Raw genomic sequence first — 24,505 nt, 5'->3', positions numbered from 1 at the left:
AATAAGGAGCGGGAATACATGAGTGTACCTGAAATGCAAGAGGAATATCAATTTGGCTTCCACGATGATATTGAACCAGTCTTTACGACGGGTGAAGGTCTGTCAGAAGAAGTCATTCGCGAAATCTCCCGCGCAAAAGGAGAACCGGATTGGATGTTGGATTTCCGTTTGAAATCCTTAGAAACATTCAGAAAATTAGATATGCCCAATTACGGACCTGATTTGTCCGAATTGGATTACGATAAAATTAACTACTTCATTCGTTCAAGCGATAAGCCAGCTCGCGATTGGGATGATGTGCCAGAAGAAATCAAGACGACCTTTGAACGGTTAGGGATTCCAGAAGCAGAACGTGCTTATTTGGCTGGTGCCTCTGCCCAATACGAATCAGAAGTGGTGTACCACAACATGAAGGACGAGTTCACCAAATTAGGGATCGTCTTTACAGATACCGATTCAGCTTTGAAGGAGTATCCTGAATTGTTCAAGGAATACTTCGGCACATTAGTACCACCATCAGACAATAAATTGGCTGCGTTAAACTCAGCTGCTTGGTCTGGCGGAACTTTTATCTACGTGCCAAAAGGTGTGAAAACCGATATTCCGATCCAGTCGTACTTCCGTATCAACTCGGCAAATACCGGACAATTCGAACGTACACTGATCATCGTCGACGAAGGTGCCAGCATCAACTATGTCGAAGGCTGTACGGCTCCAACGTATTCTTCTGACAGCTTACATGCCGCAGTCGTAGAAGTTTTCGTTAAAAAAGACGGCTACTGCCGTTATACAACGATCCAAAACTGGTCAAACAATGTTTATAGCTTGGAAACTAAACGTGGACAAGCTCAAGAAAACGCGACAATGGAATGGGTCGACGGCAACTTAGGCTCAAAAGTAACCATGAAATACCCAAGTGTTTACATGGAAGGAAAAGGCGCTCGCGGCACAATGTTATCGATCGCTGTAGCCGGCAAGAACATCGTTTTAGATAACGGTGCCCGGATGATCCATAATGCACCAAATACATCCAGCTCGATTGTTTCAAAATCCATCGCCAAAGACGGCGGCGCAGTAGATTACCGTGGAACCGTCCGCTTCGGTCGAAACAGTGCTGGCTCATTCAGCCACATCGAGTGCGATACGATTATCATGGATGATCAATCAAGCTCCGATACGATTCCGTATAACGAGATCCTAAATGGAAATGTATCTTTAGAACACGAAGCGAAGGTTTCAAAAATCTCCGAAGAACAATTGTACTATCTAATGAGTCGTGGTATCTCTGAACAAGAAGCGACAGAGATGATCGTGATGGGATTCGTTGAACCATTCACCAAAGAATTACCAATGGAATACGCTGTGGAACTTAACCGTCTGATTCAGTATGAGATGGAAGGGTCTGTGGGATAGATATTTTATAAGTTCCCGAAACGTTGATAAGATAACGTTTCGGGGCTTTTTATTTTGTATTCAGAGATAAGTGAATGCCATATTGAATGCCATTCGTCAAAAATTAACGTATTTTGCGAACCGTTCGCCAGTCTCCTTAATCTTTTCAGGAGTGACATGAGCGTAAATATTCATAGTAGTTTTGACATCTTTATGACCTAATCGTTCCTGAACTTCTTTTATGCTTGCGCCGGATTCAAACAACAGACTAGCATGAGTATGACGAAAACCATGTAATGTAATCTTTGGCAGCTCATATTTTTCGAGTATGTTATAAAGCCAGTCATTAGGAGCTTGAGGATAATAAAGAGCATTGAACTTATTTGTGAACAGAAATTGATCTACACTTGATGTATTATATCCAAATTTCAAGTAACATTCTTTTTGATTAACACGCCACTGTTCAAGAATTTTTACTGTTTTTCGATCAAGTCTAATAGTACGTTGAGAACTCGCTGTTTTAGGTTCTTGAACAACTATTTGATCAAATTCATCAGTAGCTAGAGTTTTTCCAATCGTCAGCTCTTGATTGAAGAGATTTACGTCTTTCCATTGCAAGGCTAGAACTTCAGACTTTCTCATGCCTGTAAAAGCCAACAGACGAAAGAATGCGAGTAGTTTGGTGCTTGTACGCCCAGATAGCTCAATATGCTCCTCTAAGCACTCAAAAAACGTCTCTAGCTGCTTTTTAGTGTAGAAGTTTGGAAATGATTCAACTTCTTTCTTGCGAGGTAATATCGTCTTTCTCATTGGATTACTATCGATTACTTCCATTTGCACACCAAATTGCAGCACCTGACCAACTACTTTGCGAAAATAGTGATATTGTTTATACTTTTCATGCCATATATTAACGATCTTTTGACAATAGCGAACAGTAATCTTGTCGAGTTTCAATCTTCCAAAGTATTCTAGTGCATAACCTTCAATAAAACGCTTTGAGGTAGCAACAGTTGAAGGTTTTACTTTTAAACGGTATTGAACAAGCCAGAGATCATATAACTCTCTGAAAGTAATCATTTCCTCTGAAATTAGTTTACGACTATTCTTCTCAAATTCTGCTTGTAGTTGAGCCAATGATATTTGAGCTTCTTTCTTTGAATCAAATCCTCTTCGAGTTGTTTTAACTCGTTCTCCAGTATCTGGATCAGTTCCGAGATATGCTTGAAATCTCCATTTCTTTTTACCACTTGCTAATTTGTATTGTGTAAATGAAGCCATTTAAGTTCCTCCTTGATTACCTTTTGAGGAGCTATTTCAAAAATCAATCAAGGTATATTTAGTGTGAGGTATTTTTATGGCTTTATGCTATCAAAAAAATTTGTAACACTCTCAATTACTTCGGATTCAATTTCATTTATTCTGTCTGTATTCAAGTTTTCTTCGTAGTATGCATAATGCAAACTATTAATGATGCTGGATAATTCATTGAACGCAGTCTTATTTTCTATTTGACAAAGTCTAAGTTGATTAAAATGTTTGAAAAGATAATCAGAATCAGCTCTTTCAAGCTGATTTAAAGTTGAATTTTCAAGTTTCTCCTCAGTATCATCTAAACTGGCATAAGGATTAGCCGCATTTTTATATCTTCTCTCGCCGAACAATATTTCTTTTGGAGAATTATGCCCATCTTGTGCCATAACTTTGAGTTGTAAGAAAGAAGGTAATAAAGATTCGTTTTCCCATTTATCGACAATTTGCTCTGATACAGGTGGTATAAAACTTTTACCGAACTCGGCTTTCGTCATATTCAACTCGTCTTCTCGAATCTTTCTAATTCGTTCACCGTACCCAGTTTTTTCCTCGATAATTCCAAATAATAAATACTCAATTGTTGTATTTGCCAGATCCGCAATTTGCTTTAATCTTACGTTATTTGGTACATACACACCGTTTTCCCATTTCGATACCAAGGTCTTATCTGCGGGAGGGTCTAAGAGTGCCCCAAAGTCTTTCATCGAGATTTTTTTAAAAAAAAGGGTACTCCTAATTTCTTTAATTCGTTTTCCAACAGCTATACTATCAATATCAGTCATATAGTATACTCACCTCTTTTAAATATAAGTATAGTCGAAAATGAATTATTAATAAAGTTTTTATTGTAGCGAGCTGCAACTTTTCGTTGACATGATACTCATAGAGTAATATATTGTATTTAGAAATAAGTTGTAGCGAACATCAACTTATTTTGAGAGGAGCTATTTCAAAAAGGAGGAATTGAAATGTCAGGTTTTCAAGTTTTGTTAGACGATAAACAGTCTAAAGAGTTGCAGCAGTATATTTTTTCATTGGCGCAAGAATCTATCTCTAAAGCGGTTCAAAATGTTGGAATGGATAAAGATTTCTTGAATCAAAAAGAGATGTCTGATTGGTTGGGAGTAAGCCCAAATACATTGAAAATCTATGTAAGAGAAGGAATGCCAATAATTACAATGGGAGGAAGGAAATTTTATTCTAAAAGGGAAGTAACAAAGTTTATGCTTTCAAAACAAAGAGGAGGACTTGATGCGTAATCTTGGCGGATCAACATCAAGTCCTCAATGAAATAGAGAGTTAGAACACTATTCCAGATTTCATTTTATCACTAAAGTAAATGATTGCAATTCAAAATGTAACTTTTTCAAGTGTTCTATTAACTTACAGTGTGAGGAGATAGCATGGAGCAAAAAATATATACGAATTTTTCAGGTAAAAATTTTACTCAAATAAGAAATCAGGCTGTCAGAGATGAGAAACTTTCATGGAAGGCAAGAGGAATCTTAACTTATTTGGCAAGCTTACCATCTGATTGGAAAATATATAAAAGTGAAGTCATGAAGCATTCTACTGATAAAAAAGACAGCTTCAATAGCGGGTGGAATGAACTGAGAAAAGCAGGATATATATGTGGCTTTACTGATAGGGAAAATGGAAAATTCAGTGGTTATACTTGGATAGTTACCGATGATCCAAGTTTATTAACACCGGAAGTGGATTTTCCGGTTTCCGGTAATCGGGAGCCTGAAAAATCCGTCTCTACTAATACTAATATAACTAATACTGATTTTATAAATACTATCGACGCATCAATCGATACAGATGATATTTTGAAATCATATAATAGAGAATTTTTGACAAAAAAAACGATTCAAATTTTTTTGTTATTTGGTTCATATTTCGAAGCAAAAAAATATCTAAACATTATTTTCAAATCAAAAATATTTGTGGAAAAGAAATTAAGTACTGCAAATAGTGCAGTAAAAATTTATGGTGATATTTGGGGAGAAGAAATTGAAAAGACAGCAATTAGATTTATCTTAAAAATGAAAGAAGCAAATTTGAAAGAAAAACCAATTGCCAATTTAGAAGCCTATTGGAATAAGATAATGATTACTTTTTGGGAAAACGCTTATTGTATGGTAAGAGATGTGGGATTCACAGAAGTTGAAATGTTGTATAGTAATAATTTATTGGAGATGAAGGATATTTTTTTTGAGTTTAAACAAAATTACTCTTCAAAAAAAGAAATGGAAGAGGAAAGAAAAAAATTTGTTTATGGTGATTTAAAGTGAGTGAAAAAGGTTAGTCAATTAAGGTGTTTGGCTGACCTTTTTTATTTGGTTTAAGGGAAAGGCAAGCATCGGGTTTGTCATGACAAACGCCAAAAAACATGTTTTTACTTGGTAGAAATTCTACAACTTTTTGTGTCGCAGCTGCTAGAACTTTTGAGGTGAATTTATGGCAAATAAAACAGAAAAAATTGAATTGAGAGTTACTGAGGAAGATAAAGCATTCATAATTAACAAAGCAAAGAAACTAGGATTTAATTCAACCACAGCTTTTCTTGTAGACAGTGCCAGAACTTATTTTAGATTGAATATTGACATGAGTGTTTATAGGGGATTGGCCAAAGAGATTAATTATATCGGTCACAATATAAACAACGTTGTCAGAAGAATAAATGTCGATGGTTTTTATACGGATATGGAAATCGATCAGATAAAATCTAAACTAAATTCGATTTATGATCTAATGAATCACGAGTATAGAAGATTGACTAAAATGAAGTTTAATTTCACGAGTGATAAGCTAGATTTGAAAACAACAACCAATTTAATAAATTCGATGAAAAATTCAGAAATGAAAATTCCGAAAGAATTGATTTACGAAGAAATATTTGAGAGAATCAATAATGATATTGTATACATTATTGGTTTTATTGAATCTTCAAAAGAGCAAGAAAAAGAGGTTTCTGATTTTACTTGGGATTGGTTATATGACGGACATTTTTTTAAATTGGAAGAATCTCTATTAATTTCGTTTTGGAATGAAATTTTTATATTTGCGGAGAAATTGAAGACTATATCTCAAAAGTATGGATACGAGTTTACTGATGATGATTGGTTCGAATTTAAGGACATATTAGACAAATATACTATTTGAAGGTGAAAAGATGGAATATAGAATTGATTACGAATTAACAGCAAAAATTGAAATCATCAATGAATTTTCATATGGGATTTACAATAGACTTTTGAATTACATTTTGAATAATGGAATTGATAGAACTAGCTCAAATTTATACTCTACTCTTCTTTCAACTTTAGGAGAAATGCTCTCTGTTGATCTATTTAATTTTAGTAAAGAAGAGCTTGAAAAAACTCTACTATATTGGAAAAATATGAATCAGTTTATTAATGAGATTACAGATAAAGTGAAAACTCAGCCAGTTTAAGATTGGCTGAGTTTTATTTTTTTTATAGTGACCCAAAGTATGATGAAAAGATCATAGATAAAAGGAAATAGAGCAAATACCATAAAAAATAAATTACTCGCTTCTACAGAGTATTCATTGTGGAGATACTCATTAGTCAGCATAATTGCTATACATATTCCTAATAATAGAATTACTGCGATAAGGTAGTTTTTCGCAATCCTCAATGAAAAGTAAAACATGCTGAAAGCAAAATAATTGAGAAATACTGTGTCTAGAAAAGTGCCCTGGTAAGTAAATAGTTTTGCCACTAAAAGAGACAAAAAAATTTTGATGATAATAGCTTTAAGATATTGCGCCCTATTTTCAAAAATCAAGGTTTTTGAAATATTCATGAGTAACCTCCTTGTGGACTAGAACTAGTCCCATTGTATCATGATTTCTCTCTAAGATTAACAAGAAAAAGGACTTATTTTAGTCCATAAGGTGTGTTAATCTTGAAAGAAGAAAAAATAATTGATCAGAATAATGTAATCGGTAGCAATATCAGACGGATTAGGAAAGAAAAGGGTATTGGTCAAACTGAGTTAGTTAAAATGTTGCAGCTCAATAATGTTGATATTACTAGAGAAACGCTTGTAAAAATAGAAGGTGGACGGCAGCACGTAAAGTTGGAACAATTGAAAAGTATAAGAATAATTCTGAATGTTAGGTATGAGGACCTTTTACAGTAAAATTGATTTTCAATTGTATTTTAATTTGCGATTTTTATATATAAAGAAGGCAAATATTGGTATAATTTTGAATGATAACAAACGTAATTGCATACGAGCGAAAAATAAGAATTCTTAAATTAATTTTTTTGAGGAAGAGGAGCAAAGTCATGGGGTATGATATTTCTATTCTTAATAATTTATATGTCAATCAAATTTATGATTATCTATGTGTAAATGTCGCAGGTTTTGAAACAAAATATGAAGAGCAAGTTTTAGATGGAGAAATTAAACAAAGAGCAATAAGGAGAATACTTAATAATTACTTAGACGAAGATGCTAATGCATCGGATATTATTGAGAGTAGTCTCTTTGATTTTTTATTTTCTGTTTATCCCGAAACAACTATGCACTATCATATGGTAGTTGGGGATCAGAACATTGATGAAGTACACAGAGTTATATCTGAAAATCCTGAGTTCAATGAATTTATCGATAATAAGCTTTATAATGATCTTGATGATGACGAACCTATTGTTTCGATTCGTTTTGCAGGAAACACTTTAAAAATTTTGCTACAATTTGGCGTATACACTACTCCTGTAAATAGAGATAGAAAGAGATTTCTGGTTGCATGCAAACTGGATTTTAATAATAATATTCTATCATTTGCGTATAAACAGAATGTTTTTTCAAAACTTGATTCAGAAATGAAGTTTAGTGAGTTGAAAAATGAAATTATTAATACTCTAAATAGTTTGGGTTTACAAATCGTTTTTAGGGATATTCCTGAGACAGCGGCTAAAAAAGCTATGTATTTATTATTTACTGAAGAATCAGCTAGGGCATTGGAATTAATTAAGCAAACGATTAGTGATAATCAAGGTGCTCCTTTTGAAGAGCAACAATATACAGAATCAATACGCCAATTTCTGACTGAGGAATTAAGGCTGGCTAATCCTGATGAATTTATTAATAGAGCAATGATATTGAAATATCAAGATTCTGCTATTGAAATAGATAATAGAGTTTTTATTAATCACGGAGGATATATTTTTGGTTTTAGTTTTGTAGATCCAAGAATTACTAAATCTAGTAACAGAAGTGATGATCGAGATCCCGTGTATAAATCAAAAATTTTTTGGAATTTGAAGGATGTAGTTTCAGAATATGAAGAACTAGATGGATTATCAATGTTTTGGAGATTTAATCCTGATAACTTTGATGATGAAATAACACCAGCAAATGTAACAAATACAATTTTCGTATTAGTTGATTATAAGTATGCAAGAGGGTCTCTATGTATCTATCACTATGTTAACAAAGAATTGAAGGTAAGTAATAGTAGAGCTAGAGAAAGAGAAAGGGCTGAAGAATATGTTCTTTACCGTATTGCAGGCAATTTACAATGATAGCATTTGGTTGAGTAATAATTATCCTTTTGAAGAGTATTATCCTCTTTTAAGAGGTTATCTTAGTGATGAATTAGCTATTCATAGCAAGTATATGAGTCCATATAGATTTTCTTATAAATACAGGAAACCTGTTGAACAAGTTATCAAATTCTTTCTAGCACTAACTGGAGATGACGGAATTTTTTCTCTACGATTCAAATTTATTTGTGAAAATGATGACTGTATTAATATTTTTCAAGAAAAAGATATTTCCAATAATAGGCTTTACTGTAAAGATTGCGGGGAAGAATATAATTTTGAAAAAGTTAATGCTGATAATGAAATATCACTCTTGTTTGTTCTGAATGAGGATTTAAAAGTAGAGTTAAGTAAAGATATTTTTTTTGAAAAAAGCTCTTCTTATAAGACCGAAGCTTGCTTAAATGAAGATTCTTCTAGAGGAGAGCTATTATTGAAAAAAGCTGCAGAGTTATTGAGAGAGGAACCTATAAACGATTCGCTAGAAAAAAATTTAGAAAGATTAGCGTTTAATTCTAATGTATAGATGGAAAATGTTTTCTGACAAACAGAAGTTGATAATAGTAGTCTTGCTTGTTGCTACTTTAGGAGAAATATTTGCTCTTTCTGGAATATTTCTAATTCATTTTAATAAGCCATTTTTTAATGAAAATATTGATATAATCGAAACATATATAAAAGCATCAACCGCTTTTTTTGGCTCCTTTTTCTCGTTTTTAACCGCCTTATTAATGTTTTTATTTCAGAAAAACAGAGATAAGAAAAAAGAACTTGTAGAATTAGGTTTAATTTTCGATAAGCTTAAGAGTGAATATGAAAAAAATTTTTTAATACTGTCTGAATTGACCGAAGTCATTAAATGCGATCCCGATAAAATGGCTGAGTATATCAAGAGTGGTGGAAAACAAAGAGAACAATTCATAATAACTATTTACAAATTGCGTTTTACTATGTTTAACTCGTATTTTGGTTCTTTTGATTGGAGAACTTTAAAAGAGGTCGATAGTAAAGTAGATAGTTATGTTGAGATGTTTGAAGAGAGTAACCAAATCAAAATACTTTTAGATTTAATCTTAAAGAAAGAAGTTGCAGAAATAGAAAATATAAAACAACTTTTAAAACTAGTCATAAATAAAGTTGAGCTATTAAGGGAAAAAGAAGCTGGGTTAAATAAGCAATAACCGATTTTTTTTGAATGTCTGAATTAAAGTTTGATTTTTGAAATAGCTCCTCAAAAGGATAAAAATGAATGCCACAGTGAATGCCATATCGTTGATTTTTACTGATTACCATTGATTTAATTGAGTTTAGAAAGCGTCAAGAATCATTGGTTTTCAACTGTTCTGATGGTTATTAAAACTTGAATCATCAAATGGAAGGGTCTGTGGGGTAATATCTGTTTATAAGCTAGAAACCTTGATGTGTGAGGTTTCTAGCTTTTTTAATAGAAAATTTTGCTTGAGACAAAATATGAAAAGATTTGGACACAGAAAATAAGTCTCGTCACCTTATTTCGTGACGAGACTTATTCAATGTATGAGTCAAAACTAAACGATCTGTTTTTGTTTTATCGACCTTGTATAAAATAATTTAGATGGTCTATTTATTCACCCTCAACAACCGGCTCAACCACTACTTCTTCAATCCTGCGATTCCGCATCTTCGAAATAGTCATCATCAAACCATCTATCTGAATCGTTTCGCCTTGTATGGGGATTCGTTCGATTGAAGCTAAAATATAACCTGCGACCGTTGTAGAATTCGTTGTATTAGAAATATTGAAAAGCTCCTCTAAGCACTCGAAGTCTGAACGACCATTTACTAAGAAGCTGCCATCTGCTAGTTTGTAATAATCCAGTTCTTTACTATCATATTCATCCCAGATTTCTCCGACCAATTCTTCAATAATATCTTCTAGCGTGACGAGGCCGGCAGTTCCACCGTATTCATCAATAATGATAGCGATATGGATTTGATCGGCTTGAAATTTCTTCATCAGCTCTGAAATCTTCATGCTCTTCGGCACAAAGCTGATAGGTTTGACAATTTCTTCTAATTTTTTTTCGCCTTTTCGTACATGGTAATAAAAATCCTTTTGATTTACTACACCCTTCACATCATCGATACTATCTTGACAATAGGGGAGGCGAGATAAACCGGAAGATTCAAAAATTTCTGCTATTTCTTCTGTACTTTTTTTACTGTTAATGGAAATGATATCTGTGCGGGGTACAAAAATTTTTTGTACTTCCAAATCATTAAATGCTACCACACTCTTAATCAGAAGTTCATCATCCTCATCAATCGATCCCTCTTGTGCTGCTTCCTCCACAAGGATCAACAATTCATCTTCGGTAATGGAAGGAGTTGCTTCTTTGTTTGGTAATAGTTTCATTAATCCAACTTTTAGGATAGAAAAAAAGAGTGTCAACGGATAAAAAATGGTCATCAAAATTTTTAGTGGTCGAGCAACTGAAAGTGCGAAAGTCTCAGGGGATTCTTTTGCCAATGTCTTAGGAAATATCTCACCAAAAGTTAAAACTAGAATCGTCATTACAACCGTCGATAGCGTCACACCGACGTTACCAAAATAGCGGACAAATAGAACAGTCGCAATAGAAGAACTTGCGATATTTACGATATTGTTTCCGATAAGAATTGCTGACAAGAGGCGATCGAAATTATGAAACAAGTCCAAAACAGTCCTTGCCTTATTATTACCATCCTCTGCCAATTTAGTGATTCGAATGCGATTCAATGAAGAATAGGCCGTTTCACTTGAAGAAAAAAACGCTGACAAAGCTAATAATATACCCAGTACTACAATCATTATGCTCAAGTTATCCAAAAAGCTTCCTCCTTATAGTTCTCCCCTAATGCAAAAAAGCACCCTGTTTGCAGACAGCGCACTTTGGGATTACTAGTATCAATCACAAATTCTTCTTTTTTAATACACAACGAGTCCTCGTCATCCAAAGTATCATTCTCCTATCTTAAATAAAAACTCTTTAATTAACCGTATCGTAGTCCAAATTGAATGTCAAGACACGATTTTTCACAAGTTAACAAGTTTAAGAGACTTGCTAAAAATCATATTTTCTCATGAATCCGTTTTCTAACTGTCTCGAATAATGATATCATTGTATTAGTGTAGTATTCCTCTTTTTTATTCGATTCACCAAGACAACCTGCCCGCAACTTAAATCCATAAAGAATCTCTCAATTGAACAAATTCAGTTGTCCTATTTTCATTTGAAGTCTTTTTGCTTTGGAAAAGGGAGGTAGAACGATGTTCCAAGATTACAAAGTTGTGATTACTGGTGCGACTTCTGGTATCGGTCTAGCTACGGCTCGACTGTTTATCAGGGAGGGCGCGACAGTGATTGGGATCGGACGGAATTTTAGCAAAACGAAGGAGTTAGGCGATCAGTTTATTCCTTGTACCTGTGATGTACGAAACGCTGATGAAATCGTAAAGACGTGCGAATTTATCAAAGACACTTTTGACAATGAGTTGGATGTATTTGTGAACAATGCAGGTTTTGGTGAGAATACAACGATTCGCGATGTCACAGTCGATCAATTTGATCGTTGCTTCAGTCTTTTGTTACGGGCGCCTATGTTGTTTGCCAAAGAATTGTATCCTCTTTTATTAAATGCTCCGAAAAACAACGCAAGTATCATCAACACTGCTTCTGCAGCCAGTCGAACTGTCAGCTCTGAAAATCCTCTATATAATTTAGCGAAAAACGCCGTGGTGCTGTATACCAAACAGCAAGCCCAGGGCTTTATTGGCGTGCGTTGCAATAGTGTGTCGCCAGGTTTTATTCAAACACCGATATTTCAGCGTGAGGGTGTCAACATGGAAGAAAATGCTGTGTTAGCGATGTACGATCAGATGGCGAAGGTTACTTGTGGACGAACAGGGAAACCAGAAGAAGTAGCGGATCTGATTGCGTTTCTAGCCTCAACGGATGCACAGTACATCAATGGTGCCGATGTGTTGATTGACGGCGGCTTGATGACAGTCAGTAATTAAGCCAGTTCCACTTTTCGCAGTTCATTTTAAATGTGACTGTTTAGTGGAATGGTTTTCGTAACGAAAATAAGACTCATTTTTGAAAAAAATGAATTCTTTAAAATGAGGTAGATGCCAGTTCCACTTTACGCAGTTTGCTTCAAAGATAAATGTTTAGTGGAATGGTATGCGTGATGAAAATAAAATTCATTTTTGAAAAAAATGAATTCCTTAAAATGAGGTAGATGCCAGTTCTACTTTACGCAGTTTGCTTCAAAGATAAATGTTTAGTGGAATGGTATGCGTGACGAAAATAAAACTCATTTTTGAAAAAAATGAATTCCTTAAAATGAGGTAGAAGGAGGATTCAACATGTTAAATGATTATATTGTAATGATTACTGGCGCGACTTCTGGCATCGGTTTGGCGACAACGAAGGAGTTTCTGGATCAGGGAGCAAAGGTGATTGGGATTGGACGGAATTTTAGTCGGACGAAGGAGTTAGGCGAGAATTTTTTGCCATTTAAATGTGATGTAACGGATGAGGAGCAGATCAAAGCGGCTGTGGATTTTGCGAAGGAAAAATTTGGTAAACTGGACAGTTTGATTTGTAATGCGGGTTCGGCGATCGTAGGTACGGTTGAAGAGGTGGATTCGGAGGAATTTGAACGAGCATTTCAGCTGTATGTCTTGCATGCGGCAATGTGTACCAAGTATTGTGTACCGCTTTTGCGCAAGTCAGATAATCCGAGTATTACCCATACTGCTTCGGTAGCGTCTTTCATGATTGGGGATTCGGTTCCTTATAATGTCTTGAAGGCAGCATTATTGAATTATACGCGACAAAGTGCAGCAGCACTATTAAACAATAATCCAGCGGATATGTTTGGACGACCAAAAGCAGTGACAGAAATTGACGAGGGTGACAATACTTTTATTCGGGTAAATGCGGTTTGTCCGGGATTGATTCGCACAAATTTGATGCCAGATCAAGCGTGGGAGATGTTGGGCACGGAAGCTGCTTTGAAGGCAATCCCTAGTCGTCGAATCGGAGAAGACTGGGAACCAGCAAAATTATTTGCCTTTCTAGCTTCACAAAAAGCCAGCTTTATCACTGGTGCGACTATCACGATCGACGGCGGCTGGTATACAACGCATGCACGAGTTTAGATTATGAAGGAGGACTTGAAATGAAGGAAAAATATGCACCACTATTTGAACCAATTGATTTGAAACACGGTGGACGTTTGGCAAATCGTTTTGCGATGTGTCCGATGGTAGTTTTTGCGGCGGATCCAGCAACAGGCAGACCAACCGAGGAAGATATTAAGTACTTTGAACGGCGCAGTAAATTTGCAGATTTGCTTTTGACTGGAGCGATCACAGTTCAAGAAAATATCCAAGGACATCCGAAACAATTGGCACTTTACAATGATGAAGCAATCGAAGCTTACTGTAAACTAGCTGCGGCAATGAAGAGCAACGGCAGTAAAGCCATCGGTCAGATTCAGCATCCAGGACGTGAAGGTGGTTATGGTTGTTACGTGACGGGTAAGGCCTATGCGCCAAGTGCGATTGAATTTCCTTTCTTGCAATACAAGGTGACAGAATTGACCGAAGATGAGGTTTGGCAAGTAGTAAAAGATTTTGGTCTAGCCGCACAGCGTTTATTAAAAGCGGGCTTTGACGGGGTAGAGATCCATGGGGCAAATCATTATTTGATCCAGCAGTTTTTCTCTAGCTATTCGAATCAGCGAGAGGATTATTGGGGTGGGACCTTCGAGAAGCGCATGAATTTCGCCATTGAAGTAACGAAGGAAGTATTAAAAGTCGCTCGGGCGGAAAATCCAGATGCGATTGTTGGATATCGTATCTCTCCTGAAGAGATTCATGGTGAAATGGTTGGCTACGATTTAGATGATTCGTTGAAGCTAATAGATAAGTTATTAGAGCAAGACATCGATTTCCTTGATCTTTCTTCTGCAGCAGGGGGGAATTTTGGCAAAGATGCCTATAAAGCGATGCCGCAAAAAGGTGACTATACAAAACCAGTCAGTTTAGTAATTAAGAATTTTGTCGCGAGTAGAGTCCCCGTAGTTATCTCAGGGACGATTCGTTCTGCTGATGAAGCATTAGATGCTCTGAATTATGGAGATATTGCTTCAATGGGGGTCGCTGCACTGTCTGATCCAGATTTCAAAGAAAAAATTCTGGCAGAAAAAGAAGACACCATTCATATGAACGTCAAAGGTCATACGGAGGATCTTGAACTGCCATCAGGCCTAATCGAAGTCTATACAGCAGGAATTGGGCTTCCTCAAGTTGAAGGTTTAGTTGAATAAGACGGGTGCTCGAAACGTTTTGCTGGAACGTTTCGAGTTTTTTCTAAATGAACTTTTTTAGTCAAAGTGTTTGAAGGGGTTTAATAAATATTTGAAAAATGCTATAATAAGGCACGATTACAAACGCATAAATAGTATTTTTTATTACCAAATAGTTATTTATAGGGTGTTTAATTTAGAAAATAGTATTTTATCGTGTTTAAAATGTTTAATAAGTGAAATGAGGAGGCGAGAGGACTTATTTTTCTAAATTTGACTAAAAAAATATAAGGAGAAGCATTCAACTTGAATGTATGGTGAAAAATGATTTCAGAAAAGCAAAAATTAGTGATTGTTTCTTTGGTAGTTTTATTGGTGGGCGAAGTAATCGCGGTGACGAGTATAGGCTTTATCTATTTCAACAAAGAGCTATTCAGCGAAAACATCGACATCATTAAGACATTTGTTAATGCGTCAACAGCTTTCTTTGGTTGCTTCTTTTCATTTTTAGCAGCATTATTGATGTTCCAATTTTTGAAATATCGCGAAAAGCAGAAGGAAGTTGCTAAAACGACACGGCTGTTTACGAAATTGAGAAAAGAGTACGAAAATAATTACACTGTTTTAGTGGAGTTGGGCGGCGAAATAGCGAATGGTTCAACAGAACTAGCGAAGCTATTGAGAGAAAACAAAAAAGTACGAGATTTATTTGTTTTAGCAGTGTATCGTTTAGATTTTTTGATGTACAACACGTATTATCATGATACTGATTGGCAGCTTATTAGTGAAGCGGATCATTCGGTGGAAAGCTACTTAGAGTTGTTTGAGCAAAGCCATCAAATCGAATATCTATGCCAAGCAATTGTAGAGAATAAGGTCAACACTGAAGAAAGTGTGAAGCAGCTATTACTGTTAATCACAGAAAAAATTTCAGCGCTACAGGAACATCAGCTGGTACTTGATTTAAGAGAAGAACAAACAGAGACAGAAAGCCAGTTTGATTACACAACTGATCCAGCGGGTGTAGAGATGGTTCAGGAATAAGGAATAACCAGAAACCTTTTTAGGTCTCTGGTTTTTTTGTTCTCATAGTAATCAAACGAGCTGGTACCGGATAGGACACCTATTACACCGGAAAGGGAAAAGGTCTATTTTCTAGAAAGCAAATGACTTACTATAGAGATACAGACGGGGGTGGCACATGTTAAAAGGGTTGAAGATTCATATGGAGATTGGGAAGAACTGGATAGAGCCGGAAGTCCGAATCCGTGCAGACGAGGAAGAGATAGGAGCTCAAATTGTAGAGCGATTAGAGGATTATCAAGAAAATCAATTAGTGGTCAAAATGAAAGAGGGGTTTGTCTTGCTAAACAAATCAGAAATTATTTATTTGGAAGTCTTCAATAAGGTCATGACTTTGTATACAGCAGACGAAAACTATTCCTATCGGAAATCACTGGCGGCGCTAAAAGAAGAGCTTCCTAAAGAGCAATTTTTACAGGTTTCTAAATCTGCAATAGTGAATACGAAAGAAATCAAAAAACTAGAGGTTGCTTTTTCCGGCAGCTTATACGCTTATTTGAAAAATGGGCAGAGAATCACTGTTTCCAGACGTTTTGTTGATCAGTTGAAACAACATTTAGGTATTTAAAGGAGGAACTAAAAATGAAAAAAACAATAAAGCTATTAATACAATCAATCGGAATTGGCAGTACCCTTTGTATGCTCTTTGCCTATATTTTTGCAGATAGCGAAGTAAGAAAAATTGTCGCAAGCTTTGTTTTGCTTTCTGTTGTCATTGGTCTGTTAAGCATGATATATAATGTGAAGAAACTACCGATTTTAGCACAAACCTTGATTCATATGGGGGGAAGTTTTCTCGCCTTCATTGTTGCAGCGGCAATAAATCAATGGTTTCCTTTTAAGTGGCAGGTCATTTTATCAGCTTCGACGTCCTTCTTCTTTATCTTTTTTGCAATTTGGATTTTTTACTATTTGAAATACAAACGAGAAATTGAGAAAATTAATCAGAAGCTACGATAAAAACAAGCGTTTTTTAGAGGTCATCGGTTCTTTCGATGGCTTCTTTTGACTATTCCCAATAATTTGTTAAACTATCAAAAAAACGAAAACGTGAAATAGCACATAAACAGGTATAATATAAGTGAGGGGAGAATGGTTTTTATATAGAGTTGTAGACAGCCGTTCAATTTCTTTTGTTGTCATCTAACCTTTCGACCTAACCTTATTAGTTTTTGAGAAGAATGTCAGCAGGAATTCAAGGAAAAATAAGAATATGATAAAGTTGTGGCTTCCTCTCTTCATGTACACAATCTTTGTTCACGAAAGCCATTTTCTAGGAAAGTAGATTTTCTGTTTGAAAGAGCACATCAGAAAAAAATTAGATATAAAAGCAGCTAAATTCTTGAAAGAAAGAGTTTTTAGCTGTTTTTTATTCACCTAAAAACTCATTGATGAAGAATTTCTTATGAATTTAGATTTTGACGTAGCAGAGTCCTGCCTATATCATGATGGAAAGGGCAAGTTAAAAAATTAAAGGGTAGATCTATGTGGAACATGGGAATGGGGGAATAGTTATGGAGACAAGGAAAAGGCGGAAAAAGGATAAGAAATATGAACGATTTGATGCGATCTGTCAGGAGATGAAAGAAAAACACTTTCATAAAAAAGACAAAACATTCTCAGCAAAGGAAGCTGGCACGCAAGGTCTGTTGTTACCGGTACCATTTATCATCGTGGTTGTTGTGGGATTCTTTTGGCGCTGGGGGGCGGAGGCCACACCACTTTGGGAAATCAATTTTCTTAGATTTCTTTTTTCATTCATCTTATCCATTTTCATTCATGAGCTGATTCATGGCTTGGCTTGGGCACACTATGCGAAGAATAAAATGGAAAGTATAACCTTTGGATTCAATCTCAAAGAGTTCATGCCGTATTGTCACTGCAAAGAAGCTTTAGAAGTAAAAGCGTATAAAATTGGTGTATTGGCACCAGTTATTATATTAGGCGGGGGCAGTTTTCTCCTCTCACTGATATTTCCGAATACCGAACTAATTTTACTTTCCGCTTTCAATATTTTCATGGCAGCAGGAGATTTGCTGATTTTTTGGGGTGCACGTTCGGTTCAAGAGGGGCTAATTGTCGATCATCCAGAATTACCAGGATTTGTGGTATTTACAAAATAAAAAGGATTCCTGAAAAAGGAGTCCTTTTTTTTATCTTTTCAAATACATTCCTAGACTTTCTGGTGCTGTTTCAACGAAACCAAACTGCTTATAAAGGTTATCAGCAGGACGATCGGCAATCAGATTCACATAAGCCTGAGGGTCAATTTCACTTTCGATATAAGTCATTAGAAGTTGCATGATTGTCTTTGCTAATCCTTTTCCCTGTTCAGTAGGAAGAACAGCGATATCAACGATTTGATAAGCTGTACCGCCATCGCCGATCAGCCGCCCCATTCCAGCTAGCTTTTGGTCCTTATTTCGTCGAATAATGACAGAGTAGACGCTATTACTCAACCCCGTTTTACTGGCTTCTATCCCTCGATCCGATAGACCGCAAATTTTGCGTAAAGCAAGATACTCTTCTACTTCAGGAATATCGATTCTAATACTGTAGTTCTCCAATTCTTCCATTCTGTTCCTCCTTACCTTACGAATATAGAATTATTTTACGCTATTTTTCAAAGGAAAGAAAAAATAAAACACGCGAATCGCTGGAAGTTCTTTTTTCGGCTTGTTCAATAGTGATCTAATTGTACTCGTATAATAGACTGCATTAAATAAATATTTCTGCATCAAAGTTGCTTTCTGAGTTAGTCTAAGAAGCGAATTCGTTCGCCGACAGCGGGAATTTCATTAGTAACGGGTATCCATGATTGCCCATCATACTTTTCATACGCTTTAAATACGAAGGGAAGCCCCTTTGCTAATTCGATCGTAGATGAATCCATCAGTTGAAAATGTAGATGAGGCTCAGTAGAATTACCAGAGTGTCCAACATTACCGAGATAAGCGTTCTGTTGAATGAATTCGCCTTCTGTGACGGCAATTGATTCCTTTTGCAAATGGCAAAAGGCTGCATAAATCCCCTCAGATTGTTTGATGATGACATAATTACCAGCGATTGCTTCAAAACCATCTCGTTCTGGGTTAAAAAAGAGGGAGTGGCGAATCGCTGTGGTTTGATCGTGAATCCAGGAAGCCATTTCGCCATCGAGCGTATTATCTTTTACACTAATTACTTCTCCGTCAAATGGGGCAAACACCGATTGACCAAAACAATAATAGTTATCTAAAGGAATGCCTTTGAAAATATAATCAGCTGCTCCACCTGTATGAGAGGCACCTTTCCGATCTTTTTGAATGAAATCAAAAGCGTAACGCAGTCCAAAATGATTGGTTCCATGACTTGGGACACGATCAGCCGGGCTTGTTTCTGTGAACCATTCGCCACGTAAAGGAAAAGCAATGGAAATTTTTGATTGTGTCATTGTAAATCCCTCTTTCTGCTGGGAGAAATTCTTTGTTGCTTGAGTAAAGCCGACAATTGATAAAAATAGGAAGCTGCCAATTAAATATAGTTTTCTTCTCATCAAGCACCTCTCAATTTTTATTGATAGAAAATCCTGCTGAGATTTTCAAGATATTGTATCAATTTGTCGGTGATTTCCTGATAATCAATAGCTTCATACTTCACATTTTTCAATTCAGCTAAAACTTCAGTCGTAAACCCGATATTTCCCCAATAAATCAATTGTTTGTATTGATCAACTGTGAGCTCAGATCGAAATTTTGATTCATCAATTTGCTCGAATAAAGCATTTTTACAATGGAAACAATCCTGTTTGGAACGATCAGTTAGTTTGGCGTTGATTGTTTCTGATTTTGACTCGAATGTTTTATTAGAAAAATCAATAATCCATGGATTTTTTTTCATTAGTTCAATCTGTAGGACATAAGACTGACGTAACCGTTTAAAAAGATCTTTTTCTTGAAAATCCATTTGTTTTAAGTAGTCTTCATCAATTGTTTTTTGACAATAATCTACAAGTAGCCAAAACAGATCCTCTTTACTTTTTACATAATGAAACATCAATGGTTTAGATAGTCCAGCCGCTTTGGCAATTCGATTAGTAGAGGCATCATCATAGCCTCTCAGAGAAAATTCTTTTAACGCCGCATTTATAATTCTTTGAATCTTCGGGTCGTTGGTATTAAAATCGGTCATAAATTCTACTCCTTTACCTAATAGGTCAACACCATTCTATCACCCTTTACCTAATAGGTCAATTTGGTGCAAAAAAAGAAAGCCCATTATACTATCCATGGACTTTCTTTCAATCAAACAGTTTTCATCGCAGAGACAATCCAGGTAACCCCATATTTGTCTTGGACACAGCCACTGATGCTGCGATCATCTGGTGGAGGATTTTCAACAATTTCTGCTATGATAGTTCCTTTACTTGATAACTCTGAAAAAACTTTTCTGGCAAAAGCTTCTTCAGGTAGATGTGCCTGAATTGAAATGTTGCCATTTTTTTCAATGGACTCTAGATAATCGCCACCAGTAAGCCCATTAAAATCTGTAATGGTTAGTCTGGCATGCATTACTTTACCGTTCAGCTTATCAGTTGAGAAAATGTCTGAATTAGGAGAGCTATCGCTGTATCTGGATAAGTGTTGTACTTTTCCGTTGAAAACTTGCGCATACCATAAAAAAGCTTCTTCACAATTGCCATTAAAACGGATATAGGGCGTAAACATAGGATCGACCACCTTTTCTTGTTGATTTATTTAAACAAGAGTATACGCTCACAATTTATAGGGGTCATTGTAAAAAACAGACATATTCTCTAAGTATTTTTTTGGAGTGATACCATAAATGTCGCTAAAATCACGTAGAAAATGAGCGTCATCATAATGACCTGTTTGTTCGAACAAGCGACTAATTCGTTGACTTTCCTGTAACAGATGTGTTGCGTTTTTCATCCGAATAATTCGTGAACACGTTTTTATTTGTGCGCCGGCATATTTCATAAACAAGCGGTTCAATTGCTTTTCACTATAATATGTTTCACTAGCCAAGTCCTTTACGCGAATATCGCCTTTGCATTTAAGCAGCTTTTCAAAGGCAATCGAGAAGGTGGGGTTGATTTGTTTGTTAGTCAGATGTGTTAAGAAAATGTGGTCCAATTTATTTGTCAAGGAGAGAATGTCTTTAGCTGTGAAATAACCTTCAGCGATTTGTTGGGACAAACTACGGTTTAAGTCATTAAAAAGAAACCCATCATCCGCTAGGTAATTTTGATCAATTTGTAAGAATGGATATAACCCTGCAGCATGAAATTCAACAAGAAACATAAAATCAAATTGACGTGCATAATCAGCAATCATCGTTGAACGGGTATTCACACCTCGCAAACCAGCTGTAAATTTCCCATTTTGAAAGGTACAAACCAAAGTTGAACTGATTGTGGGCAAAATTGTTTGCTTTGTAGACATTTTACTAGGATTGGTAAAAGTATAATTTGCTATGTATGGAAGTAACAGCTCATGGGGTCTCATGATGATAGAATCTGCGTTTATTTTAGGTAAAGTACTTTGAGAAATGCTTTCATTATTTAGCATGAGAATCACCTTTCAACAGCATCTTATTAGAATCCTTTTTTAATTTCTTCAATCCATTTCTCGATTGCTTCAAATAAATAAAACTGTTGTCGTATAACGACTTTTCCAGTTTCTGGAATGACAGTTGAATTCTGGGAGTTTACCCACTGATTGTCCATTTCCACCTTCATTTTCTTTACATTGGCTTCGATGATACTGATGCATGCTCTTTGATCAGTAGGAGCTAGGCTGTCTAAGTTTAAAATGACCGCATTAAAATCCAAGTAAATATTGATCGGACGTGCAGCGATTCCCAGCATCAACTTTTCAAATTCTGTTTGGCCTTTTGCTGTTAATGAGTAGATAGTCTTTTCAGGCATCTTACCATTTTTCATCAACCTACTTTTGACATATCCTTGTTTTTCAAGCTGTAACATTTTTTTGTAGATGGTTGGCGTACTGACCTTTACCCATTGAGAAATATTCTGATATTCAATCAATTTTTGAATATCGTAGGCACTAAGATCTTCCTTTTTTAAAACCCCTAGAACAATCAAATCTATTGTCCGCATGATAACTTCTCCTCCTTGGATTTTTATACTATATACACGAGTGATATTTAAGAGACTACTATACTTTATAGTATTTTGTTTCTTACGTTTAGTCAAGCGTTCAAACTATTGAGTCGCACAAAAAAACGATGCTTCAATTACGAAGCACCGAATCTAAACAATTATTGTCCATTTATTTTTTCTTCAAGTTTCTATTTCGATTATACATTACTATCACGATAGCTAATAACACGATAATCACTGTAAGTCCGATCCAGATCCAAGGATTTGTCGATTTATCTTCGATTGAGACATCCTTTTTGTTGTACTCTTTTGCTTTCTCTTGATTGACAGTGAATGTTGGTGTGCCTGTCCATTTCTGACCTCCAGAGCTGATAGTCATCTTGACTGTATAAGCACCAGGTGAAAACTCTGTATTGTTCATCTGAATCAAAAAGGGCATGCTAGAACTTGGTGCCAATGATAACTGTTCTTTTTTATCTTTAACAATGGTTTTACCGTCTTTTTCGACTTGATAGTTTATTGTCACATCTTTAACGTAGGTTGCCTTTTGATTGTCTACAGTTACATTTATTGCGTTACGACTATTGGCTTGTATAGCCTGTGCATTGATGATCTTTAACTCTGGGCTTATCTCGTCAGTGGTGTTTTGAAGCAACACAGCAATTTCTCGTGAAAAAACGTTTTTGATATTTCCATCGACTTTTGTATCAGATATTTGCTCGATATACAAGCCGCCAGCTAAGACACCTTCAAATTCTTTTGAAGGCATCTTTACATCTAGATAAACATCCTTTGATTGGTTTGCCGCTAAGTTGATTTCTTTATCACTAAGCTTCACATAGTCGGTAATATTGGGTCCAAAATGGCTCTCATCCATATTCATCCCTGAATATTCAATAACGCCCAAACTATTTGTAATAGCTCGATTAAATGATGCTTTCAACTTAATTGACTGATCTGTCCGATTGGTCAAAGTAACCGTCAGACGTTCAGCTTCATCTGGTTGATACTGCAAATCATAATAAAGCTGATTTTTATCAATTTGATGCTCCGAAGGGTGGATCACCGCATCGAAGGTATCCAATGACTCTCCATGAGCGACAATTGGTAAAAATGAAAAAGCGAAAATGAGGAACAGGCCTCGTGCTACTAAGCTTATATGATTCTTCAGCATTTTCTATCTCCTTACTTCAATTGTATTTTCCGCGTAATGGAAGAGTCTCTCTCAATTTACTTTTCCCCTTTGTATATTTTAAAGGATGGAGCCAGGACCGAATAGCCTGTAGCCGTCTTCTCAGTAGACGAGACTATTGGTGGAACTCCATCCTAGTTTTTTTTAGCTAGGTGTCGCTGAGAATGTCCAAACTAATGTTGTCTGGTATTGTGCTTGTTGTTTGGCTGTATCTTTCGGAACATCCAACTCAAACTTAGAAATCGGCAACGCAGTTTCACCGACGCCTTCATTCGCTTGTGCGGTTAGAACGGAAACGGACTGATTAACAAGCATTGTTGTTTTTGCGCCATTGGCAATACGGGTTCCAGTTGGTGCGGAATTCACATTATTAGTTAATGTTCCTACCGTAAAGCTCAGAGCTGCACCTGTCAGAGTATTTGAGTTTGCTGTGAATTGGGTAGGTTGATTAACCTTCACCGACCAACCAGTTGAAGTTCCACCACGGTTATCACTAACTGCAATTTGTCCTGTAGTGGCGGGTGATGTTTGTACACCATCTGATGTTGCGGTCCATATTTCATCCTTGGTTGTCTGGATGGCATGAGAACCAAAATTTAAGTTCTTTGGTAATGAAGCACTAGCATTTCCTGGGACTTGTGGGTCAAAGGTGATGCCACCATCGGTATAATCAACGGTCCCAGTGGTATCTACTGCTTGGGCAGTATTTGAAAAAGCAAACAGGCTGCCAGCAAAGAGCCCAGCAATCAGCAAAGCAAATTGTTTTTTCATTATTTTTTCCTCCTATTATGAGTAATTCTTATTCCTAAAAAGGCAATCGCAAGAATCAAAAATCCAATGACGATTAAAAAAATATTTTTTTGATCATTTGTTTTTAGAAAATGTGCAATTTTTGAATGCATGCTTCCACTTTGAAGATTGGTTGAAGTCGTTGTTTGGCTTTTAGTTGTGCTGCCGGATTCTGAGTGTAAAGATGCTGAAGCTTTTGTCGTGCTACTGGATGAATGACTAGTGCTGGTAGACGTACTACTTTCGTAATAATATTGAACTTTTCCGTCGGTTACTGCAGCTTCAGCCAATGGAGAAAGAGCGCCAAAGAACAACAGTAACCACAGGATGATCACTATTTGCTTCTTCAATTCTCTCCTCCTTTCTCAATATTATGCAAGCGGCAAAACTAGCTCTTTTCTGCGCAGAAAAGGGTGTGAAACTTATGCGGTGATTATATAGCCAGAATCTCTAAAAGTGGTATAAAATTGCTCGGACTGTCTTTACAGGTGAGCATAAAAGTTTCTAGACAAGAGATTTATCTGTTTAATTAGTAGTGAGAACCCGTGTTATATCGGTATATTTATTGAGAAAATCATGTGTTTGAAAGCGGTAATCATGTACTTTGGATGAAAAAATAGATGATTTTCGATTATTTTCTTTTGGAGGAAATTATTGACAGACTCAAAAGTGAACTAGCACAAGGAG

At 36.0% G+C, this 24,505-nt stretch carries 29 protein-coding genes; 16 read left to right on the top strand and 13 right to left on the bottom strand.

Annotated features, from left to right (window positions below; all coding sequences use genetic code 11):
* Positions 1-18 precede the first annotated feature (18 nt).
* Entirely contained in the window at positions 19-1,413 is a 1,395-nt protein-coding gene (gene sufB / locus J9537_RS10590; protein ID WP_218256163.1) for a Fe-S cluster assembly protein SufB, read from the top strand.
* A gap of 96 nt (positions 1,414-1,509) precedes the next feature.
* Here sufB and J9537_RS10585 read toward each other — a convergent pair whose 3' ends face one another.
* Complete coding sequence (locus J9537_RS10585; protein WP_218256162.1) at positions 1,510-2,673, bottom strand: site-specific integrase; 1,164 nt, start codon at positions 2,671-2,673, stop codon at positions 1,510-1,512.
* A gap of 74 nt (positions 2,674-2,747) precedes the next feature.
* Positions 2,748-3,488, bottom strand: coding sequence for a helix-turn-helix domain-containing protein (locus tag J9537_RS10580; protein ID WP_218256161.1), 741 nt, complete (start codon positions 3,486-3,488; stop codon positions 2,748-2,750).
* 186 nt (positions 3,489-3,674) lie between these two features.
* Between J9537_RS10580 and J9537_RS10575 the strand changes: the two genes are divergently transcribed.
* The 4 genes from J9537_RS10575 to J9537_RS10560 all read left to right on the top strand — a co-directional run bounded on the left by J9537_RS10575 (position 3,675) and on the right by J9537_RS10560 (position 6,166).
* Complete coding sequence (locus J9537_RS10575) at positions 3,675-3,965, top strand: MerR family transcriptional regulator (RefSeq protein ID WP_218256160.1); 291 nt, start codon at positions 3,675-3,677, stop codon at positions 3,963-3,965.
* Positions 3,966-4,109: 144 nt separating this feature from the next.
* Positions 4,110-5,003: a hypothetical protein gene (locus J9537_RS10570; protein WP_218256158.1), complete on the top strand. Its 894-nt coding sequence runs from the start codon at positions 4,110-4,112 to the stop codon at positions 5,001-5,003.
* Positions 5,004-5,169: 166 nt separating this feature from the next.
* The gene (locus tag J9537_RS10565; RefSeq protein WP_218256156.1) at positions 5,170-5,874 is read left to right on the top strand and encodes a plasmid mobilization protein; all 705 of its coding nucleotides are present in this window, start codon (positions 5,170-5,172) and stop codon (positions 5,872-5,874) included.
* A gap of 10 nt (positions 5,875-5,884) precedes the next feature.
* Entirely contained in the window at positions 5,885-6,166 is a 282-nt protein-coding gene (locus J9537_RS10560) for a hypothetical protein (RefSeq protein ID WP_218256155.1), read from the top strand.
* On the opposite strand, the gene J9537_RS10555 is transcribed toward J9537_RS10560, so the two are convergent.
* Complete coding sequence (locus tag J9537_RS10555) at positions 6,163-6,540, bottom strand: hypothetical protein (RefSeq protein ID WP_218256153.1); 378 nt, start codon at positions 6,538-6,540, stop codon at positions 6,163-6,165. The two genes, J9537_RS10560 and J9537_RS10555, sit on opposite strands and share 4 nt — an antisense overlap.
* Before the next feature lie 93 nt (positions 6,541-6,633).
* On the opposite strand from J9537_RS10555, the gene J9537_RS10550 reads away from it, so the two are divergent.
* From J9537_RS10550 to J9537_RS10535, 4 genes are all read left to right on the top strand, one after another.
* A complete protein-coding gene (locus tag J9537_RS10550; protein WP_218256151.1) occupies positions 6,634-6,879 on the top strand; it encodes a helix-turn-helix domain-containing protein in 246 nt (81 codons plus the stop codon).
* Positions 6,880-7,028: 149 nt separating this feature from the next.
* Positions 7,029-8,270 (top strand): hypothetical protein, encoded by a 1,242-nt coding sequence (locus J9537_RS10545; protein ID WP_218256150.1) that lies wholly within the window; start codon positions 7,029-7,031, stop codon positions 8,268-8,270.
* Complete coding sequence (locus tag J9537_RS10540; protein WP_218256149.1) at positions 8,236-8,817, top strand: hypothetical protein; 582 nt, start codon at positions 8,236-8,238, stop codon at positions 8,815-8,817. Before J9537_RS10545 ends, J9537_RS10540 begins: the two co-directional genes overlap by 35 nt.
* The gene (locus J9537_RS10535) at positions 8,810-9,472 is read left to right on the top strand and encodes a hypothetical protein (RefSeq protein ID WP_218256148.1); all 663 of its coding nucleotides are present in this window, start codon (positions 8,810-8,812) and stop codon (positions 9,470-9,472) included. The genes J9537_RS10540 and J9537_RS10535 overlap by 8 nt, the downstream gene beginning before the upstream one ends.
* A gap of 422 nt (positions 9,473-9,894) precedes the next feature.
* Here the strand turns inward: J9537_RS10535 and J9537_RS10530 are convergent, their stop codons facing one another.
* A complete protein-coding gene (locus J9537_RS10530) occupies positions 9,895-11,139 on the bottom strand; it encodes an HlyC/CorC family transporter (protein ID WP_218256146.1) in 1,245 nt (414 codons plus the stop codon).
* 441 nt (positions 11,140-11,580) lie between these two features.
* Between J9537_RS10530 and J9537_RS10525 the strand changes: the two genes are divergently transcribed.
* From J9537_RS10525 to J9537_RS10495, 7 genes are all read left to right on the top strand, one after another.
* On the top strand, positions 11,581-12,330 hold the full coding sequence (locus tag J9537_RS10525) for an SDR family NAD(P)-dependent oxidoreductase (RefSeq protein ID WP_010745872.1): 750 nt from the start codon (positions 11,581-11,583) through the stop codon (positions 12,328-12,330).
* A 351-nt stretch (positions 12,331-12,681) separates the two neighbouring features.
* Complete coding sequence (locus tag J9537_RS10520; protein WP_218256144.1) at positions 12,682-13,479, top strand: SDR family NAD(P)-dependent oxidoreductase; 798 nt, start codon at positions 12,682-12,684, stop codon at positions 13,477-13,479.
* Between the two features lie 20 nt (positions 13,480-13,499).
* Positions 13,500-14,651: an oxidoreductase gene (locus tag J9537_RS10515; protein WP_218256143.1), complete on the top strand. Its 1,152-nt coding sequence runs from the start codon at positions 13,500-13,502 to the stop codon at positions 14,649-14,651.
* 303 nt (positions 14,652-14,954) lie between these two features.
* On the top strand, positions 14,955-15,674 hold the full coding sequence (locus J9537_RS10510) for a type 2 periplasmic-binding domain-containing protein (RefSeq protein ID WP_010745875.1): 720 nt from the start codon (positions 14,955-14,957) through the stop codon (positions 15,672-15,674).
* A gap of 157 nt (positions 15,675-15,831) precedes the next feature.
* Positions 15,832-16,281, top strand: a complete 450-nt coding sequence (locus tag J9537_RS10505) for a LytTR family DNA-binding domain-containing protein (protein ID WP_218256141.1) — start codon at positions 15,832-15,834, stop codon at positions 16,279-16,281.
* A gap of 14 nt (positions 16,282-16,295) precedes the next feature.
* Positions 16,296-16,673 carry a DUF3021 domain-containing protein gene (locus tag J9537_RS10500; RefSeq protein WP_218256139.1) on the top strand — a complete coding sequence of 126 codons (378 nt, stop codon included), beginning with the start codon at positions 16,296-16,298 and terminating at the stop codon, positions 16,671-16,673.
* A 554-nt stretch (positions 16,674-17,227) separates the two neighbouring features.
* Positions 17,228-17,836, top strand: coding sequence for a DUF3267 domain-containing protein (locus J9537_RS10495; protein ID WP_218256138.1), 609 nt, complete (start codon positions 17,228-17,230; stop codon positions 17,834-17,836).
* 30 nt (positions 17,837-17,866) lie between these two features.
* On the opposite strand, the gene J9537_RS10490 is transcribed toward J9537_RS10495, so the two are convergent.
* From J9537_RS10490 to J9537_RS10450, 9 genes are all read right to left on the bottom strand, one after another.
* On the bottom strand, positions 17,867-18,280 hold the full coding sequence (locus J9537_RS10490; RefSeq protein ID WP_218257365.1) for a GNAT family N-acetyltransferase: 414 nt from the start codon (positions 18,278-18,280) through the stop codon (positions 17,867-17,869).
* Positions 18,281-18,468: 188 nt separating this feature from the next.
* Positions 18,469-19,248, bottom strand: coding sequence for a M23 family metallopeptidase (locus J9537_RS10485; protein WP_174520503.1), 780 nt, complete (start codon positions 19,246-19,248; stop codon positions 18,469-18,471).
* A 17-nt stretch (positions 19,249-19,265) separates the two neighbouring features.
* Positions 19,266-19,883: a TetR/AcrR family transcriptional regulator gene (locus J9537_RS10480; protein WP_218256136.1), complete on the bottom strand. Its 618-nt coding sequence runs from the start codon at positions 19,881-19,883 to the stop codon at positions 19,266-19,268.
* Positions 19,884-19,996: 113 nt separating this feature from the next.
* Positions 19,997-20,419, bottom strand: a complete 423-nt coding sequence (locus J9537_RS10475) for a VOC family protein (protein WP_218256134.1) — start codon at positions 20,417-20,419, stop codon at positions 19,997-19,999.
* A 48-nt stretch (positions 20,420-20,467) separates the two neighbouring features.
* Complete coding sequence (locus J9537_RS10470; RefSeq protein WP_218256133.1) at positions 20,468-21,283, bottom strand: helix-turn-helix domain-containing protein; 816 nt, start codon at positions 21,281-21,283, stop codon at positions 20,468-20,470.
* Between the two features lie 26 nt (positions 21,284-21,309).
* Entirely contained in the window at positions 21,310-21,834 is a 525-nt protein-coding gene (locus J9537_RS10465; protein ID WP_218256131.1) for a PadR family transcriptional regulator, read from the bottom strand.
* 172 nt (positions 21,835-22,006) lie between these two features.
* The gene (locus J9537_RS10460) at positions 22,007-23,011 is read right to left on the bottom strand and encodes a WxLIP family cell surface protein (RefSeq protein WP_218256129.1); all 1,005 of its coding nucleotides are present in this window, start codon (positions 23,009-23,011) and stop codon (positions 22,007-22,009) included.
* Between the two features lie 162 nt (positions 23,012-23,173).
* Positions 23,174-23,800: a WxL domain-containing protein gene (locus tag J9537_RS10455; RefSeq protein ID WP_010745886.1), complete on the bottom strand. Its 627-nt coding sequence runs from the start codon at positions 23,798-23,800 to the stop codon at positions 23,174-23,176.
* Entirely contained in the window at positions 23,800-24,168 is a 369-nt protein-coding gene (locus J9537_RS10450; RefSeq protein WP_218256127.1) for an LPXTG cell wall anchor domain-containing protein, read from the bottom strand. Before J9537_RS10450 ends, J9537_RS10455 begins: the two co-directional genes overlap by 1 nt.
* Positions 24,169-24,505: the final 337 nt, after the last annotated feature.

The sequence above is a fragment of the Enterococcus raffinosus genome, from assembly GCF_019175485.1.
Classification (GTDB): domain Bacteria; phylum Bacillota; class Bacilli; order Lactobacillales; family Enterococcaceae; genus Enterococcus_A; species Enterococcus_A raffinosus.
This window is presented reverse-complemented; position numbering and strand designations above follow the sequence as displayed.

Coding starts and splice junctions, on each gene's coding strand:
- sufB (WP_218256163.1), top strand. CDS start 19: ATGAGTGTACCTGAAATGCAAGAGGAATATCAATTTGGCTTCCACGAT.
- J9537_RS10585 (WP_218256162.1), bottom strand. CDS start 2,673: ATGGCTTCATTTACACAATACAAATTAGCAAGTGGTAAAAAGAAATGG.
- J9537_RS10580 (WP_218256161.1), bottom strand. CDS start 3,488: ATGACTGATATTGATAGTATAGCTGTTGGAAAACGAATTAAAGAAATT.
- J9537_RS10575 (WP_218256160.1), top strand. CDS start 3,675: ATGTCAGGTTTTCAAGTTTTGTTAGACGATAAACAGTCTAAAGAGTTG.
- J9537_RS10570 (WP_218256158.1), top strand. CDS start 4,110: ATGGAGCAAAAAATATATACGAATTTTTCAGGTAAAAATTTTACTCAA.
- J9537_RS10565 (WP_218256156.1), top strand. CDS start 5,170: ATGGCAAATAAAACAGAAAAAATTGAATTGAGAGTTACTGAGGAAGAT.
- J9537_RS10560 (WP_218256155.1), top strand. CDS start 5,885: ATGGAATATAGAATTGATTACGAATTAACAGCAAAAATTGAAATCATC.
- J9537_RS10555 (WP_218256153.1), bottom strand. CDS start 6,540: ATGAATATTTCAAAAACCTTGATTTTTGAAAATAGGGCGCAATATCTT.
- J9537_RS10545 (WP_218256150.1), top strand. CDS start 7,029: ATGGGGTATGATATTTCTATTCTTAATAATTTATATGTCAATCAAATT.
- J9537_RS10540 (WP_218256149.1), top strand. CDS start 8,236: ATGTTCTTTACCGTATTGCAGGCAATTTACAATGATAGCATTTGGTTG.
- J9537_RS10535 (WP_218256148.1), top strand. CDS start 8,810: ATGTATAGATGGAAAATGTTTTCTGACAAACAGAAGTTGATAATAGTA.
- J9537_RS10525 (WP_010745872.1), top strand. CDS start 11,581: ATGTTCCAAGATTACAAAGTTGTGATTACTGGTGCGACTTCTGGTATC.
- J9537_RS10520 (WP_218256144.1), top strand. CDS start 12,682: ATGTTAAATGATTATATTGTAATGATTACTGGCGCGACTTCTGGCATC.
- J9537_RS10515 (WP_218256143.1), top strand. CDS start 13,500: ATGAAGGAAAAATATGCACCACTATTTGAACCAATTGATTTGAAACAC.
- J9537_RS10510 (WP_010745875.1), top strand. CDS start 14,955: ATGATTTCAGAAAAGCAAAAATTAGTGATTGTTTCTTTGGTAGTTTTA.
- J9537_RS10505 (WP_218256141.1), top strand. CDS start 15,832: ATGTTAAAAGGGTTGAAGATTCATATGGAGATTGGGAAGAACTGGATA.
- J9537_RS10500 (WP_218256139.1), top strand. CDS start 16,296: ATGAAAAAAACAATAAAGCTATTAATACAATCAATCGGAATTGGCAGT.
- J9537_RS10495 (WP_218256138.1), top strand. CDS start 17,228: ATGGAGACAAGGAAAAGGCGGAAAAAGGATAAGAAATATGAACGATTT.
- J9537_RS10485 (WP_174520503.1), bottom strand. CDS start 19,248: ATGAGAAGAAAACTATATTTAATTGGCAGCTTCCTATTTTTATCAATT.
- J9537_RS10480 (WP_218256136.1), bottom strand. CDS start 19,883: ATGACCGATTTTAATACCAACGACCCGAAGATTCAAAGAATTATAAAT.
- J9537_RS10475 (WP_218256134.1), bottom strand. CDS start 20,419: ATGTTTACGCCCTATATCCGTTTTAATGGCAATTGTGAAGAAGCTTTT.
- J9537_RS10470 (WP_218256133.1), bottom strand. CDS start 21,283: ATGCTAAATAATGAAAGCATTTCTCAAAGTACTTTACCTAAAATAAAC.
- J9537_RS10465 (WP_218256131.1), bottom strand. CDS start 21,834: ATGCGGACAATAGATTTGATTGTTCTAGGGGTTTTAAAAAAGGAAGAT.
- J9537_RS10460 (WP_218256129.1), bottom strand. CDS start 23,011: ATGCTGAAGAATCATATAAGCTTAGTAGCACGAGGCCTGTTCCTCATT.
- J9537_RS10455 (WP_010745886.1), bottom strand. CDS start 23,800: ATGAAAAAACAATTTGCTTTGCTGATTGCTGGGCTCTTTGCTGGCAGC.